Source organism: Pseudooceanicola atlanticus (assembly GCF_000768315.1).
GTDB classification, from domain to species: Bacteria; Pseudomonadota; Alphaproteobacteria; order Rhodobacterales; family Rhodobacteraceae; genus Pseudooceanicola; species Pseudooceanicola atlanticus.
In genome coordinates this window covers 241,926-255,734 of record NZ_AQQX01000003.1, presented here as the reverse complement: position 1 = coordinate 255,734, position 13,809 = coordinate 241,926, and the positions used below count along the sequence as shown (strand labels likewise).

At 65.4% G+C, this 13,809-nt stretch carries 14 protein-coding genes; 10 read left to right on the top strand and 4 right to left on the bottom strand.

From position 1 onward, the window contains the following. Positions 1 to 123 precede the first annotated feature (123 nt). The 4 genes from ATO9_RS09090 to ATO9_RS09075 all read left to right on the top strand — a co-directional run bounded on the left by ATO9_RS09090 (position 124) and on the right by ATO9_RS09075 (position 4,655). Complete coding sequence (locus tag ATO9_RS09090; protein WP_043747661.1) at positions 124 to 411, top strand: hypothetical protein; 288 nt, start codon at positions 124 to 126, stop codon at positions 409 to 411. A gap of 309 nt (positions 412 to 720) precedes the next feature. Next, complete coding sequence (locus ATO9_RS09085; RefSeq protein WP_043747659.1) at positions 721 to 1,050, top strand: sarcosine oxidase subunit delta; 330 nt, start codon at positions 721 to 723, stop codon at positions 1,048 to 1,050. Between the two features lie 58 nt (positions 1,051 to 1,108). Further along, the gene (locus ATO9_RS09080; RefSeq protein ID WP_043747657.1) at positions 1,109 to 4,096 is read left to right on the top strand and encodes a sarcosine oxidase subunit alpha family protein; all 2,988 of its coding nucleotides are present in this window, start codon (positions 1,109 to 1,111) and stop codon (positions 4,094 to 4,096) included. After that, positions 4,089 to 4,655, top strand: a complete 567-nt coding sequence (locus ATO9_RS09075; protein WP_043747655.1) for a sarcosine oxidase subunit gamma — start codon at positions 4,089 to 4,091, stop codon at positions 4,653 to 4,655. Before ATO9_RS09080 ends, ATO9_RS09075 begins: the two co-directional genes overlap by 8 nt. Positions 4,656 to 4,853: 198 nt before the next feature. On the opposite strand, the gene ATO9_RS09070 is transcribed toward ATO9_RS09075, so the two are convergent. Beyond that, positions 4,854 to 5,291, bottom strand: coding sequence for a hypothetical protein (locus ATO9_RS09070; protein WP_043747653.1), 438 nt, complete (start codon positions 5,289 to 5,291; stop codon positions 4,854 to 4,856). A 198-nt stretch (positions 5,292 to 5,489) separates the two neighbouring features. On the opposite strand from ATO9_RS09070, the gene ATO9_RS09065 reads away from it, so the two are divergent. From ATO9_RS09065 to ATO9_RS09050, 4 genes are all read left to right on the top strand, one after another. Further along, on the top strand, positions 5,490 to 6,089 hold the full coding sequence (locus ATO9_RS09065) for a superoxide dismutase (protein ID WP_043747651.1): 600 nt from the start codon (positions 5,490 to 5,492) through the stop codon (positions 6,087 to 6,089). Positions 6,090 to 6,104: 15 nt separating this feature from the next. Beyond that, positions 6,105 to 6,995 (top strand): metallophosphoesterase, encoded by an 891-nt coding sequence (locus tag ATO9_RS09060; protein WP_043747649.1) that lies wholly within the window; start codon positions 6,105 to 6,107, stop codon positions 6,993 to 6,995. A gap of 142 nt (positions 6,996 to 7,137) precedes the next feature. After that, positions 7,138 to 7,368, top strand: coding sequence for a hypothetical protein (locus tag ATO9_RS09055; protein WP_043747647.1), 231 nt, complete (start codon positions 7,138 to 7,140; stop codon positions 7,366 to 7,368). 11 nt (positions 7,369 to 7,379) lie between these two features. After that, positions 7,380 to 7,847, top strand: a complete 468-nt coding sequence (locus tag ATO9_RS09050; RefSeq protein WP_043747645.1) for a host attachment family protein — start codon at positions 7,380 to 7,382, stop codon at positions 7,845 to 7,847. A 71-nt stretch (positions 7,848 to 7,918) separates the two neighbouring features. Here the strand turns inward: ATO9_RS09050 and ATO9_RS09045 are convergent, their stop codons facing one another. Continuing rightward, complete coding sequence (locus ATO9_RS09045) at positions 7,919 to 8,482, bottom strand: LOG family protein (RefSeq protein ID WP_043747644.1); 564 nt, start codon at positions 8,480 to 8,482, stop codon at positions 7,919 to 7,921. A gap of 117 nt (positions 8,483 to 8,599) precedes the next feature. On the opposite strand from ATO9_RS09045, the gene ATO9_RS24695 reads away from it, so the two are divergent. Further along, positions 8,600 to 10,336, top strand: coding sequence for a LysM peptidoglycan-binding domain-containing protein (locus ATO9_RS24695; protein WP_043747642.1), 1,737 nt, complete (start codon positions 8,600 to 8,602; stop codon positions 10,334 to 10,336). A 95-nt stretch (positions 10,337 to 10,431) separates the two neighbouring features. Here ATO9_RS24695 and ATO9_RS09035 read toward each other — a convergent pair whose 3' ends face one another. Continuing rightward, complete coding sequence (locus ATO9_RS09035) at positions 10,432 to 11,484, bottom strand: NAD-dependent epimerase/dehydratase family protein (protein ID WP_043747640.1); 1,053 nt, start codon at positions 11,482 to 11,484, stop codon at positions 10,432 to 10,434. 42 nt (positions 11,485 to 11,526) lie between these two features. After that, positions 11,527 to 11,886: an ArsR/SmtB family transcription factor gene (locus ATO9_RS09030; protein WP_052418197.1), complete on the bottom strand. Its 360-nt coding sequence runs from the start codon at positions 11,884 to 11,886 to the stop codon at positions 11,527 to 11,529. 83 nt (positions 11,887 to 11,969) lie between these two features. Between ATO9_RS09030 and ATO9_RS09025 the strand changes: the two genes are divergently transcribed. Further along, on the top strand, positions 11,970 to 13,787 hold the full coding sequence (locus tag ATO9_RS09025; RefSeq protein WP_043747638.1) for an ABCB family ABC transporter ATP-binding protein/permease: 1,818 nt from the start codon (positions 11,970 to 11,972) through the stop codon (positions 13,785 to 13,787). Positions 13,788 to 13,809 lie beyond the last annotated feature (22 nt).

Here is a 13,809-nt window from a genome sequence, read left to right as displayed (position 1 = left end):
GACAGGTTCCCGCCGAGATTGTAAAGATAGTGTTAACATCCCGTGTGACGCAGGGTCTGTTTGGAACCAATCGGCCCCCATGCCTGTTTTGCAAGCAAGCGAAACAGATGTGGAGGCTATATCATGGCCGAACAACATACCTACGAAGCCCGTCACTCCGGCCGCAGCGGCGGCGCCCTGGCATTCATCACCGGTGGCCTTGTCGTCGCGGTGGCCGTCCTTGCATACTTCATCTTCGGCGGCATGGAGCAATTCCAGTCGGGCAGCGGGTCGACCCCGTCCAACATCGAAATCAACGCAACGTCCGACAGCGCGGCCGGTGCGGAAGCGGCTGACGACAGTGCAGCGGCCGGCGCAAGCGCCGAAACCGATGGTGGCGAAGCTGCAGCAGGCGCTGCCGCGTCCGAATAAAATCACGCAGCGTCCCGTTCGCGGGACCCTGAACGCCTGGGAACGGCTGATTGGCCGTGACCGGGCGTTTTGCTGCGCGGGTGCCGCCCCGGTTGGGCGCTTATCCGCCAAAATTCGCGCAAAAACGGAATTGCAGGGATCCGAGCGTCCCGCGTGGAACTCTTTCCGCGCTGCAATCGTTTCTGACGTACTGCCTGGGAAGACAACGCAAGCCGTTTTTTCCCTTGTCCCTTACCTGTCAACTCGGCCGGGCGCTTTCCGCGTCCGGCCTTTTTTCGTCCCGCGTTTCGCGGCAAAGGAGGCGTGTCCATGCTGATCCTCACCTGTCCCTGTTGCGGTGTCACCGCCGAAGAGACCGAGTTCCACGGTGGCGGCGAGGCGCATTTGAAACGCGAAGGCCCAGGGTCGGACGACGCGGCCTTCGAGGGCTACCTCTTCCACCGCGAGAACCCCCGCGGCGTGCATTTCGAGCGCTGGCGCCATGTCTATGGCTGCGGCAAGTGGTTCCATGCCGCCCGTGACACCGGCACGCTGGAGGTGTTCGGGACCTATTCGGCCCAGACCACCGAGCCGCCCGCCGACCTGCTGGAAAAGATCCGGGAAAGACGTCCCGGCTGGAGCTGGAGAGAATTCTCGTGATCCGCACAGCTTTGCACATCGACCGCCAAGACCACCTTCTTCCCGCGAGGGCCACTAAATGAGCACCAGATTGACCCAGGGCGGCGCCCGGATCGACCGCACCAAACCGGTGAGCTTCCGTTTCAACGGGCAGCAGCTGAAGGGCTATGAGGGCGATACGCTCGCCTCGGCCCTGTTGGCCAATGACCGCATGATGGTGGGGCGGAGCTTCAAGTATCACCGCCCGCGCGGCGTCGTGGCTTCGGGCACCGAAGAGCCGAACGCGCTGCTGGGGATCGGGCAGGGTGGCCGGTTCGAACCTAACCAGCGCGCCACCATGCAGGAGGTCTTCGAGGGCCTGGAATCGACCAGCCAGAACCATTGGCCGTCGCTGGAATTCGACGTGGGCGAGATCAACGCCTCGCTGTCGCGCTTCCTGCCCGCGGGCTTCTATTACAAGACGTTCCTGTGGCCGCGGTCGTTCTGGAAACATGTCTACGAGCCGTTCATCCGGCAATCCGCGGGCCTCGGCAAGGCGCCGAAGGATCGCGATGCGGACACCTATGAGCATTTCTACCATTACTGCGACGTGCTGGTGATCGGCGGGGGCCTTGCCGGTCTCGCCGCCGCGCGGGCCGCTGCGTCGGGCGGCGCCCGCGTCACCGTGATGGAGCAGGAGGCCCATTGGTGCGGTCGTGCCGCCGATGACGGCGCCGAGGCACAAGTAGCCGATCTGGTCGCGGAGCTTGAGGGGATGGAGAACGTCACCCTGCGCACCCGCTGCATGGGCGCGGGCGTCTATGACCACGGCTACGTGCTGGGCTATGAGCGCCTGACCGATCACCTGTCGGAAAAATCCGGCCCCCGTCACCGCCTGTGGCGCGTGCGGGCCGGCCAGGTCATCACCGCGACCGGCGCGATCGAGCGCCCTCTGTCCTTTGCCGGCAACGATCTGCCCGGTGTCATGCTGGCCTCGGCCCTGCGGGATTACGTGGTGCAGTTCGGTGTGTCGGTCGGCGACCGCACCGTGGTCGTGACCAATAACGACGATGCCTACCTGACCGCGCTGGCGCTGGTCGGGGCCGGGCTGACCGTGCCGGTGATCGTCGATGCCCGCCAGGGCGGCGGCGGTGCACTGGCCGCAGAGGCCGAAGCCAAGGGCATCCGCGTGCTCAAGGGCCACGGCATCGCCAAGGTGAAGGGCCGCAAGCGCGTCACCGGCGTCGCGATCTGCAAGCAGGTCGGCGAGGGCGCCGTGACCGAGGAAATAGCCTGCGACGCGGTCGCGATGTCCGGCGGCTGGTCCCCGGTGGTGCACCTGTGGTCCCATTGCGGCGGCAAGCTGACCTGGGACGACGCCCAGGCCATGTTCCGCCCCGACGGCACCCGCCCGCCGACCGGTGAGGACGGCAAGGGCTTCGTCATCTGTGCCGGGGCCGCTGATGGCGCCTTTGACCGCGCCGAGGTTGCCGCCAGCGGCACCAAGGCGGGCCTTGCGGCCGCCGAGGCGGTCGGGCAGGCGGGGTCGGTATCCGACCTGACCGCCCCCGAGGCACGCGGCGACAACCCGATCGAGCCGGTCTGGCTGATGCCCGCCTCGGCCAAGCGCAAGCTGCGCGCCAAGGCCTGGCTGGATTACCAGAACGACGTCAAGGTGACGGATGTCCAGCTGGCCGCGCAGGAAGGCTTCGAGTCGGTCGAACATGCCAAGCGCTACACCACGCTCGGCATGGCGACGGATCAGGGGAAATTGTCCAATATCAACGGCCTGGCGATCCTGTCGGGCGCGCTGGATACGCCGATCCCGCAGGTCGGCACCACCAGGTTCCGCCCGCCTTTCACCCCGATCTCCATGGGCGCCATCGCCGGCGAGGCCCGGGCCGAGACGTTCCAGCCGCTGCGCCGCACCCCGCTGCATCAATGGCACGTGGACAATGGCGCCGATTTCGAACCGGTGGGCCAGTGGCGGCGTCCGTTCTGCTACATCCGCCCCGGCGAGGACCGGCATTCCGCCGTCACCCGCGAGATCAACCAGACCCGCAATTCGCTGGGCCTGCTCGATGCCTCGACCCTGGGCAAGCTGATCGTGAAGGGCCCCGATGCGGGGCGCTTCATGGACATGCTCTACACGAACATGATGTCGACGCTGCAGCCGGGGCGCTGCCGCTACGGCCTGATGTGTTCGGAAAACGGCTTCCTGATGGATGACGGCGTGGTCGCCCGCTGGGACGAGGAAACCTTCCTGTGCCACACCACCACCGGCGGCGCGGATCACATCCACGCCCATATGGAGGAATGGCTGCAGACCGAATGGTGGGACTGGAAGGTCTGGACCGTCAACGCGACCGAGCAATACGCCCAGATCGGCGTTGTCGGTCCCAAGGCACGGACCGTGCTGGAAAAACTCGGCGCGACGAACATCGCGAACGAGGATTTCCCCTTCATGACGTTCCAGGACCATAAGCTGGCCGGGATCGACGCACGGGTCTATCGCATCTCCTTCTCGGGCGAGCTGTCCTACGAGATCGCGGTCCCGGCGGGGCAGGGCCTGGCGCTCTGGACCGCGCTGATGGAAGCGGGCGCTGAATTCGGCGCGACGCCCTACGGGACCGAGGCGCTACACGTGCTGCGGGCCGAGAAGGGCTTCATCATGATCGGCGACGAAACCGACGGCACGGTCATCCCGCAGGATCTGGGTCTGAACTGGGCGATCTCCAAGAAGAAGGAGGATTTCATCGGCAAGCGTGCGCAATCCCGCGAGGACATGGCGCGCGAGGACCGCTGGAAACTCGTCGGGCTGGAAACGCTGGACAAGTCGGTGCTGCCGGACGGCGCCTATGTCCTGGCCGATGGCACCAACGCCAATGGCCAGCGCACCGTGCAGGGGCGGGTGACCTCGTCCTATTACTCGCCGACGCTGGAGCGCGGCATCGCCATGGGCCTGGTCCTTCGCGGACCGGATCGCATGGGCGAGACCATCCAGCTGAACAAGGTCGATGGCAGCAGCGTGGCGGCCAGGATCGTGGACCCCGTCTTCTATGACAAGGAGAACACCAAGAATGTCTGAGCCCGTTTCCGCCCTCGGTGGCGCAAAGACCGAAGCCCTTGTCACGGTTGAGGAAATGGCCCCGCGCGGCATGATCGTGCTGCGCGGCAAGCTGGACGACACCGCCATCACCGGCGCCTTGGAAAAGGTGTCGGGTCTGGCGATGCCCGGCCAGCGCGGGATCACCGTCGACGGCGCCCGCCGCCTGGCCTGGATGAGCCCCGACGAGGCCATGCTGATCCTGCCGCGTGGCGATGTGTCCGGGGCGCAGGCCGATCTGACGGCCGCGCTGGCCGGTGCCCATGCGCTGGTGGCTGACCTGTCGGATGCCCGCGCCTCCTTCCGTCTCAGCGGCGAGGATGCGGCCCTGCGCGAGGTGCTGGCGCGCCTGTCGCCGGTCGACATGCACCAGACCGCCTTCGGGCCGGGCATGGTGCGGCGCACGCGTCTGGCCCAGGTGGCCGGTGCCTTCTGGATGCCCGAGGTCGGTGTCGCCGAACTGGTCACCTTCCGCTCGGTCGCGCAATATGCCTTCGACCTGCTGTCGGTGGCGGCGCGCAGCCCGCGCGTCTTCGCCTGACCGATCCCCTCTGCCGCCGATGCCATGCACCGGCGGCAGGATACCAGGCAGCTCCACCCGCGGCAGCCTGCGCCGTGGCGCCATGCCCCGCCACCGGCGCCTGTTCCGCTTCATCTTGCCAGAAATACTCCGGGGTAGCCGGCAAAGCGCAGCTTTGACGGCAAGGGGCAGAGCCCCTTTCCGACCCCCTCCGATATCTCAGGCCGTGGTCGCCTTGCGCCAGCCCGGCGCCCAGCGGTGATAGGTCAGGCCCAGGCCGACGATCCGGCGCATCTCCGTTTCCTTCAGCGCATAATCGAGCGGCACCAACACGGCGCGGTCGCCGCGATAGCGGAGGGCATCGGGGAACTCGGTGCGGAACCGGTCGACCAACAGAGTACGGCAATTCACGAAAAGCCCGGCCATGTCCGGCTGATCCCGCACCGGGCCAAGGCGCAGCGTGCTGCCGCTGCCCGTGACGGGCGTCAGGTAGGCCGGCTCGCCCCATTTCAGGCATTCCTGCACCGGGCCGATGGCGGGGTCCTGCGCGGCCTCTGCGAAGATCAGCGCCCGGATCTCCATCAGCCGCAGGCGCAGTTCGGCGGGATAGCCGGCAAGGGTCTCGGCGACCGGGCATGGCAGGGCGGGCGACGTCATCGGATGGGCAAACCTTGTTTCAAGACCCGTTCGGGCGGCGATCGCCGTCACGTTTGCACAATGCGACCCAGCATGTCTTGCGGTATGCACATACCAGCGATCCACAGGGCGGTGTTGCAGGTGGCGAGGGTTGACGTTCCCAATATTAAGATAACATCTAGGGACAGACGAGTTGCTCAAGACAAAAGGAGCCGCAACATGGCCTTTGAACTTCCCGACCTTCCCTATGCCCACGACGCGCTTGCCGATCTCGGCATGTCCAAGGAAACCCTCGAGTATCACCACGATATTCACCACAAGGCCTATGTCGACAACGGCAACAAGGCGATTGCCGGCACCGAGTGGGAAGGCAAATCCGTCGAAGAGATCATCAAGGGAACCTACGATGCCTCTGCCGTCGCCCAGAATGGCATCTTCAACAACGCCTCGCAATTCTGGAACCACAACCAGTTCTGGGAAATGATGGCCCCGGGTGAGTCCAAGATGCCGGGCGAGCTGGAAAAAGCCCTGACCGAAGCCTTCGGTTCGGTCGACAAGTTCAAGGAAGACTTCGCCGCCGCGGGTGCCGGCCAGTTCGGCTCCGGCTGGGCATGGCTTGTCAAGGACACCGATGGCTCGCTGAAGGTCACCAAGACCGAGAACGGTGTGAACCCGCTCTGCTTCGGCCAGACCGCGCTGCTGGGCTGTGACGTGTGGGAGCATTCCTACTACATCGACTTCCGCAACAAGCGCCCGGCCTACCTGTCGAACTTCCTCGACAAGCTGGTGAACTGGGAAAACGTCGCATCGCGGATGTAATCGTGAGGAAATGAGATGACCCGGAGAGGGTTTCTCAGGGGCCTGCTGGCGGCGACGCTGGCAGGCCTTTTTCTTGCGGCCTACGGGTTCTTCGTCGAGCCGGCGCTGCGGATGACGGTCAGGCGGTGGCGGATCTCTCCGCCGGGCTGGCGGCGTGGGCATCAATTGCGGATCGCGGTACTGGCGGACCTGCATATGGGAGAGCCGCATGTCGGGCTGGGCCGGTTGCGCCGGATCGTGGCCCGGGTCAACGCGATGGAGCCCGACCTCGTTCTGATCCTGGGGGATCTTGTGGCCGGCCATCGCTTCGTGACCGCCCAGGTCCCGGTGGCCGAAACCGCAAAGGTGCTGGCAGGCCTGAAAGGGCGGTTGGGTGTGTTTGCCGTGCTGGGCAATCACGATTGGTGGGACGACCTGACGGCCCAGAAACGCGGCCATGGCCCGGTGCTGGCGCAGATGTCGCTGGAAGATCACGGGATCCCGGTTCTGGAGAACCGGGCCCTTCGTCTGGACACCGCTGGCGGCGATGTATGGCTCGCCGGGCTGGGCGATCAGCTGGCCCTTGTGCGGGGTGGGGGGCGGTTCGATGGCGTGGATGATCTGCCCGGAACCCTGGCTCAGATCCCGGATGACGGGGCGCCGGTCATCCTTATGGCGCATGAGCCTGACATTTTCCCCGAAGTCCCGGAAAGGGTGGCGCTGACGCTGTCAGGTCACACCCATGGAGGGCAGGTCAGGTTGTTCGGCTGGTCGCCGGTCGTGCCATCCCGGTACGGCAATCGCTATGCCTACGGTCATGTTCGCGAAGGGGCGCGGGACCTCGTGGTTTCCGGCGGTATCGGCTGTTCGATCCTGCCGGTGCGCTTTGGCGTCGTGCCGGAGATCACCGTGATCGAATTGTCCTGACCTGCCGCCGGGACGCCGCGCGCTCCCTTGCGGAAGCGGCGCCCCGCCCGCCGTCCCGTAAGGCGGAACCCGGATACGGGGGCGCACGTTCTTCACCTGAGACGCCGTCGATACTCGGCGGCCGGAACCAGAGGAGGACGTCATGGCGGACCGCCAGAAATCCAAGGACATGCGCCGCGAGACCGAAGAGGTCCTGGGCGAGAAACCCGAGCAGATGCCCGAAGCCCCCGATCAGCAGGGTGCCGTGGGCGGTGAGCTGCAGCGCAAGGTCGGATCCCGCGACGAAAAGAAGCGGCTGGACGAGACCTCGGCCGGGGCGACGCGCCCGCTGGCCCAGGATCAGGACGGCAGCGGCAGCAAGGAAAAGGTGTAAGGAGCTTTGAGATGAGTGGTATTCCGAATAACGGCTGGGTTCTGATCGCGGATGGCGAGAAGGCCTTGTTCCTGCGCAACCTGACCGACGAAACCGATCCGAATTTCGAGATCGTTCGCCAGGAGAGCCAGGACAACCCCAAGGATATCGACCAGTCGGCCAACCGGCCCGGGCGCAAGCAGGATACCGGTGTGGGCCAGGTGTCGGCGATGGATGACACGGATTGGCACGAGCTGGCCAAGGAACGGTTTGCCGACGAACTGGCCGAGCTGATGTACAAGCAGGCGCACAAGCACAAGTTCGATGCGATCTATGTCGTCGCGCCGCCGAAGATCCTGGGTGAGCTGCGCAAGAAGCTGCACAAGGAAGTGGCCGACAAGGTCATCGGTGAGCTGCCCAAGACGCTGACCAACCATCCGCTCGACGAGATCGAGGAGATGCTGAAGGTCGAATTGTCGGGCCGTGAGCCCGTGATCTGAGCGTTTCGCGTCAAGGACCGGAACTGAGGACCCGTCGGGCAGGCCCCGGCGGGTCTTTTCGTGCCTGAGGTTCAGGCGAGGCGGGTCTTGAGGATGTCCATGGCCGCCGCCGGAGTATCGGCGACGAGGATCATGTCCTTCAGTCCGGCATCGGCAAAGCCCTGGTCGATGACATGGTCGATCAGGCCGATCAGCGGGGTCCAGAACCCTTCGGTATTCAGCAGCAGGATCGGCTTGGTGTGCAGGCCCAGCTGTGCCCAGGTCAGGATCTCGAAGAATTCATCCAGCGTGCCGGCGCCGCCGGGCAGCACGACGATGGCGTCGGAATTCATGTACATGACCTTTTTGCGCTCGTGCATGTTCTCGGTCACGATGAAACTGGTCAGGTCGCGCTTGCCGACCTCGGCCTGCAGCAGGTGCACGGGAATCACCCCGAACGTGTCGCCGCCCGCCGCCTGGGTGGCGCGGGCCGTCAGCCCCATCAGCCCGACATCGCCTGCGCCATAGACCAGCCGCCAGCGGCTGCCGGCGAGCGCGTTCCCGATCTCCTCTGCGGCCTGGGCGTAGGCCGGGTGGGCACCGGGGCGGGAGCCGCAGAAGACGCAGATGGAGCGGACGGGGGCGGTCTGTGGCATGGCGGTTACCTTTGAAAGCTGGATGTGTCAGGAGTTTTGACCCGTGTCGGGCTTGTTGATATACGTGCGCAACCGCGCATGCCAGCCATGCATGCGCCCCTTAGGAAAGGATTTCGGGTGAATCTGGCAAGTCTTGGCGGATGGCCGGGTGTCTCGGTCGCGGGAGCGGCGACGGTTGGCGTCGCGGTAACGGTGGCCTATGTCGCCGGCGTGTTCGAACCGGAGGCCCCGACACCGGCCCCGATCGCGGTGATGGAACAGGCCGCGGATGTCGCGCAGGTCGAGGCGGAGGCGTCGCAAGGCACCGCTGAGCCCGAGGCGGATGAGGTCGTTGAGGCTGCAGAAGATACGGCGACCGAGGAGACGCCCGAGCCTGTCGCTGCGCCCGAAATCGATCCCCCGCGTTTCGACGTCGTGCGCATGGAAACCGATGGCCAGACGCTGGTCGCCGGGGCCGGCGCGCCGAATGCCGATATCTCGATCCTCGTGGACGGGGTCGAGGCCGTGGTGGAGCGCGCAGGCGGCGACGGCAAGTTCGTGGCCTTCCTTGACCTGGAGCCTTCGGCCTCGCCGCGTGTGCTGTCGCTGTCGATGAGCGGACCGGACGGGGATGTCGTGTCGGTCGACGAGGTGATCCTGGGGCCGACCCTTGTCGCGCAGGCAGAAGCGGAACCGTCGACGGAAGACGTGACGTCGTCCGAGCCGGTCGCGAGCGAGACGTCTGAAGATGTGGCGGCGGCGTCAGAGGCAACGGTTTCTGAGCCTGACATGCCGGCTGCGCCTGAAGCGACAACCGAGAGCGAAATGGCTTCGACTGAGGCGCCTGCTGCCTCTGACCCTGCTGCGCCGGAAAGCGTCGCGGAGGCTGCGGAGCCGACCGCGACGGTTGAACAGAGCGAGACTGCGGAAGCTGCCGGGACAATGGAGCCGGCCGAAACGGCGGAGGTTGCTGACCCTCCAGCGACGCCGGAATCCGTGGCTGAGCCGAGTGCGACGGCAGTGGCTTCTGCTGATCCTGCGGTGACGCCCGAGACTGAGACGGAGCCGACCTCGACGGCAGCGCCAGTTGCGACCGCTGAAGCGGCGCCGGTCGATCAGAACACGCCTGCGGAACAGAGCGAGGCCGCGATGACAGGCGAGCCGGTCGAAACCGCCGCCGCTGAGACACCCTCCAACACGGCCCCGGAGGTCGGGAAAGAAACCGCTCCGACCGCGCCGGATACGCCGCAGGTGGCCAGTACGGAGCCCGACGCACCCGCGCCCGTCGCTTCGGTCGCGCCGACCGACAGCCCGGAGGAACCGGTGGCGATGGCGGCGCAGGCCGTGACGCCCGTAGTGATCCTGTCGTCCGAAGCCGGGGTCGAGGTGCTGCAGGCTCCGTCGCCCGAGGTCATGGATGACGTGGCCATCGACTCGATCACCTATTCCGATATCGGCGACGTGTCCCTTTCGGGACGCGGCCGCAGCGGTGGTTTCATCCGGATCTACCTGGATGACAAGCCGATCACCGTGTCGCGGATCGCCGAGGATGGCCGCTGGCGCGCGGAGTTGCCGAACGTGGATACCGGCATCTATCGCTTGCGGGTCGACGAGGTCGACGAGGCCGGCACCGTGCAATCGCGGGTCGAGACGCCGTTCAAGCGCGAGGCCCCGCAGGCCGTGGCAGACGCCCAGCCGACATTGGCCAGCACGGTTACGGTGCAGCCGGGATCGACGCTCTGGGCCATTGCACGCGACCGCTACGGCGAAGGGATTGCCTATGTGCGCGTGTTCAACGCCAACAAGGACCTGATCCGTGACCCGGACCTGATCTATCCGGGCCAGGTCTTCACGGTGCCTGCCGCTGAAGAGTAATCGGATCCAAGGCCGGGCGCCGAAGCAGGGCCGGTTTGGACAAGACCTGAGATTTCGGTTTCCGATGGGGTGACAGCCGGCGTGATCTGCCGGTGTTACCCTTTGTCGAAATAGCCTTGGTCGATCATGTAGGCGAACATGTCTCGTGTGGTGTCCTCGAGCGGGCGATACTCGATCCCCAGCTGTTCGATGGATTTGGAATTGTCCGCGTGCCACGGCACGTTGGCGTTGCGGCGGACCCAGGCGCGCTCCATCCCGACCATGGGCGCGACCAACCACAGAAGCCAGCGGGGCAGCGAGCGTCGGGGCAGGGGGTATTCATCGCCGTAGGGTTCTGCCAGCGTTTTCACGACAGAGAAGATGTCCGTGTCGTGGCCCGACACGATATGCCGGCCCGAGACGCCCGGATCAAAGGCGGCCTTCACATGCGCCTTGGCGACTTCTCTGACATCGACGACACCGATACCGATGCGGGGGGCGCCGCGCGAGAATTCACCCGTGCCGGCGCGTCGCATGATGGAGAAGCTTTCCGAACTGGGCCGGCCGCCTATGGCGGGCCCGAGGACCAGGCTGGGGTTGATGGTGACGAGGTCCCAGCGATCCTGCGCTTTTGCCAGAGTCCAGGCCTGCTGTTCGGCCACGGTCTTGGAATAGGAATAGGGCTGGTAGTCGAGCGAGGCGGTGGTGTTCCAGATATCCTCGGTCAGCATTCCGCCGGGGGCGTTCACCGTGTCGATGGCATCGGTGTAGATCGCCGCGCAGGAGGATGTGAGGACGACCCGCCGCACCGATGTGACGTTGTTGGCCTGGATCAGTACGTTGCGGGTGCCGAGCAGGGCAGGGTCGACGAGATCCTTCTGCGGGTTCTTCACGTTCGTGCTGAACGGAGAGGCGGTGTGGAAGACGACCGAACATCCCTCCATTGCGTCGGCATAGGATCCGTCCTTGAGCAGGTCGGCCTCGAAATATCGGATCGTGCCCGGGCTGCCGCCAGCGATGGCGTTGAGGTGCTGCAGCTTGGCGCTGTCATGGGGGTTGCGGACCGGGGCATGCACGGTCATCCCTTCTTCGAGCAGGCGCTTGACGATCCACCCGGCCACGTAGCCGGTCGCGCCGGTCACCATCACGGGTGTGGAAGTGTCGAGCATGGGGTCCGTCCTTTGGCCTCGCGGGGACTGTTCCCCTTGATACTAGCCGTGAATTCCCGCGCGGCAATCGCCGCGGCCGTTGGGCCCATCGAAGCCGCAGGTATTGCAGACGGTTTCGTCGCCATTGCAGCAATCGTTCAGAAGGTATCCGATCAGGCTTCCCATCTTGCGGCGGCGGGCCGAATAGATCACCCGGCGACCGTCACGACGGGCCACGATCAGCCCTGCCTGTTCCAGCGCCGACAGGTGGAACGACAGCCGGGATGCCGAGCAATCGACCTTGCCGCCGATCTCGCCCGCGGGCAGCCCGTCTCGGCCATGGGGTACCAGCAGCCGCACGATCTGCAACCGGGTTTCATGGGCCAGGGCCGCAAGGGCGGCGAGGGCTTGTGCTTCTCTCATATTTCAACTACTCATGAAACGTTGAAATTTACGCCTTGATACGCCAGTCAGGCCAATCCGGCAAGCATGATTGAGGAAACCCGATGAGACGATTGGGCAGCGGGTCGCAGACCACCACCGAAATGCCGAAGAACGGGATGGAGATCATCCGCCGCGTCGTGCCCTATCTCTGGCCGGAGGGTCAGACATGGGTGAAACGGCGCGTCGTGATCGCGCTGGTGGTGCTGCTGCTGGCCAAGCTGGTCGCCGTGGGCACGCCGTTCCTTTACAAGGCTGCGGTCGATGCGTTGGCGGGTGAGGGCGACAGCGTCGGCTGGCTGGTGTCGCTGGGCGCGGTGTCGTTGACCGTGGTCTATGGCATGAGCCGAATGTTGTCGGTCGGGTTCCAGCAGTTGCGCGACGTGGTCTTTGCACGGGTCGGGCAGCGGGCGCTGCGGCAGCTGGCCTTCGAGACGTTCGAGCACATGCACCGCCTGTCGATGCGCTATCACATCAGCCGCAAGACTGGCGGGCTGAGCAGGATCATCGAACGGGGCGTGAAAGGCGTGGAATTCCTGCTGCGCTTCCTGCTGTTTTCCATCGGGCCGCTGATCATCGAGCTGTTCCTGGTGGGCATCGTGCTCTGGGCGGCGTTCGATTTCTGGTACCTTGCGGTGGTGATGGCAGTGATCGGGGCCTACGTGGCCTTCACCTTCAAGGTGACCGAATGGCGGGTGAAGCTGCGCAAGGTCATGAACGACCAGGACACCGACGCCAACCAGAAGGCCATCGATTCGCTGCTGAACTTCGAGACCGTGAAGTATTTCGGGGCCGAGGGGCGCGAAGCGGCGCGGTACGACCAGGCGATGGCCGGGTACGAAGCCGCGTCGATCAAGACAGCGACGTCGCTTGCCTTTCTCAATTTCGGGCAATCGGTGCTGATCACGCTGGGCCTGATCATCGTGATGGTGATGGCCGCCGTGGGGGTGCAGAACGGATCGCTGACAGTGGGCGATTTCGTCATGGTCAACGCCTATATGATCCAGATTTCCATGCCGCTGAACTTCCTGGGCGGGGTCTATCGCGAGATCCGGCAGGCGCTGGTCGATATGGGCGAGATGTTCGACCTGCTCGAACAGCCGGCCGAGATCAAGGACAAGCCCGGTGCGCCGGACCTCGATGTGCGCGGCGGCGCGGTGGAACTGCGGGACGTGGAATTCGCCTATGATCCGGCGCGGCCGATCCTCAAGGGGATTTCGGTGAAGATCGAGCCGGGCCAGAAGGTGGCCATCGTGGGCCCCTCGGGGTCGGGCAAGTCGACGATCGGGCGGCTGCTGTTCCGCTTCTACGACGTGACCGGCGGATCGCTGAGCATCGACGGTCAGGACCTGCGCGACGTCACCCAGGATAGCCTGCATGCCAATATCGGCGTGGTGCCTCAGGATACGGTGCTGTTCAACGATACCGTGCGTTACAACATCGCCTATGGCCGCGACGGCGCCACCCAGGACGAGATCGAGGCCGCCGCCAGGGCCGCCCAGATCCACGATTTCATCATCGGGTTGCCGGAAGGCTACGAAACGCGGGTCGGCGAGCGGGGCCTGAAGCTTTCGGGCGGGGAAAAGCAGCGCGTGGGCATCGCCCGGACGCTGCTGAAGAACCCTCCGATCCTGCTTCTGGACGAGGCGACCTCGGCCTTGGACACGGAAACCGAGCGCGGCATCCAGGAGGCGCTGGCCCGCGCCGGCGAGGGGCGTACGGTTCTGACCATCGCGCACCGTCTGTCCACCATCGCCGATGCCGACCGCATCGTCGTGCTGGAGGCCGGAGAGATCGTCGAGGAGGGCACCCATGCCGATCTGCTGCTGAAGGGCGGGCGCTATTCCGGCCTGTGGGCGCGGCAGGAGGCAGAGGCGGCCTGAGCGCCTGCCGCACTGCGGCAGC

Bases quoted from the DNA above. Each gene is read 5' to 3' on its own strand.
- ATO9_RS09090 (WP_043747661.1), top strand. From the start codon at position 124: ATGGCCGAACAACATACCTACGAAGCCCGTCACTCCGGCCGCAGCGGC.
- ATO9_RS09085 (WP_043747659.1), top strand. From the start codon at position 721: ATGCTGATCCTCACCTGTCCCTGTTGCGGTGTCACCGCCGAAGAGACC.
- ATO9_RS09080 (WP_043747657.1), top strand. From the start codon at position 1,109: ATGAGCACCAGATTGACCCAGGGCGGCGCCCGGATCGACCGCACCAAA.
- ATO9_RS09075 (WP_043747655.1), top strand. From the start codon at position 4,089: ATGTCTGAGCCCGTTTCCGCCCTCGGTGGCGCAAAGACCGAAGCCCTT.
- ATO9_RS09070 (WP_043747653.1), bottom strand. From the start codon at position 5,291: ATGACGTCGCCCGCCCTGCCATGCCCGGTCGCCGAGACCCTTGCCGGC.
- ATO9_RS09065 (WP_043747651.1), top strand. From the start codon at position 5,490: ATGGCCTTTGAACTTCCCGACCTTCCCTATGCCCACGACGCGCTTGCC.
- ATO9_RS09060 (WP_043747649.1), top strand. From the start codon at position 6,105: ATGACCCGGAGAGGGTTTCTCAGGGGCCTGCTGGCGGCGACGCTGGCA.
- ATO9_RS09055 (WP_043747647.1), top strand. From the start codon at position 7,138: ATGGCGGACCGCCAGAAATCCAAGGACATGCGCCGCGAGACCGAAGAG.
- ATO9_RS09050 (WP_043747645.1), top strand. From the start codon at position 7,380: ATGAGTGGTATTCCGAATAACGGCTGGGTTCTGATCGCGGATGGCGAG.
- ATO9_RS09045 (WP_043747644.1), bottom strand. From the start codon at position 8,482: ATGCCACAGACCGCCCCCGTCCGCTCCATCTGCGTCTTCTGCGGCTCC.
- ATO9_RS09035 (WP_043747640.1), bottom strand. From the start codon at position 11,484: ATGCTCGACACTTCCACACCCGTGATGGTGACCGGCGCGACCGGCTAC.
- ATO9_RS09030 (WP_052418197.1), bottom strand. From the start codon at position 11,886: ATGAGAGAAGCACAAGCCCTCGCCGCCCTTGCGGCCCTGGCCCATGAA.
- ATO9_RS09025 (WP_043747638.1), top strand. From the start codon at position 11,970: ATGAGACGATTGGGCAGCGGGTCGCAGACCACCACCGAAATGCCGAAG.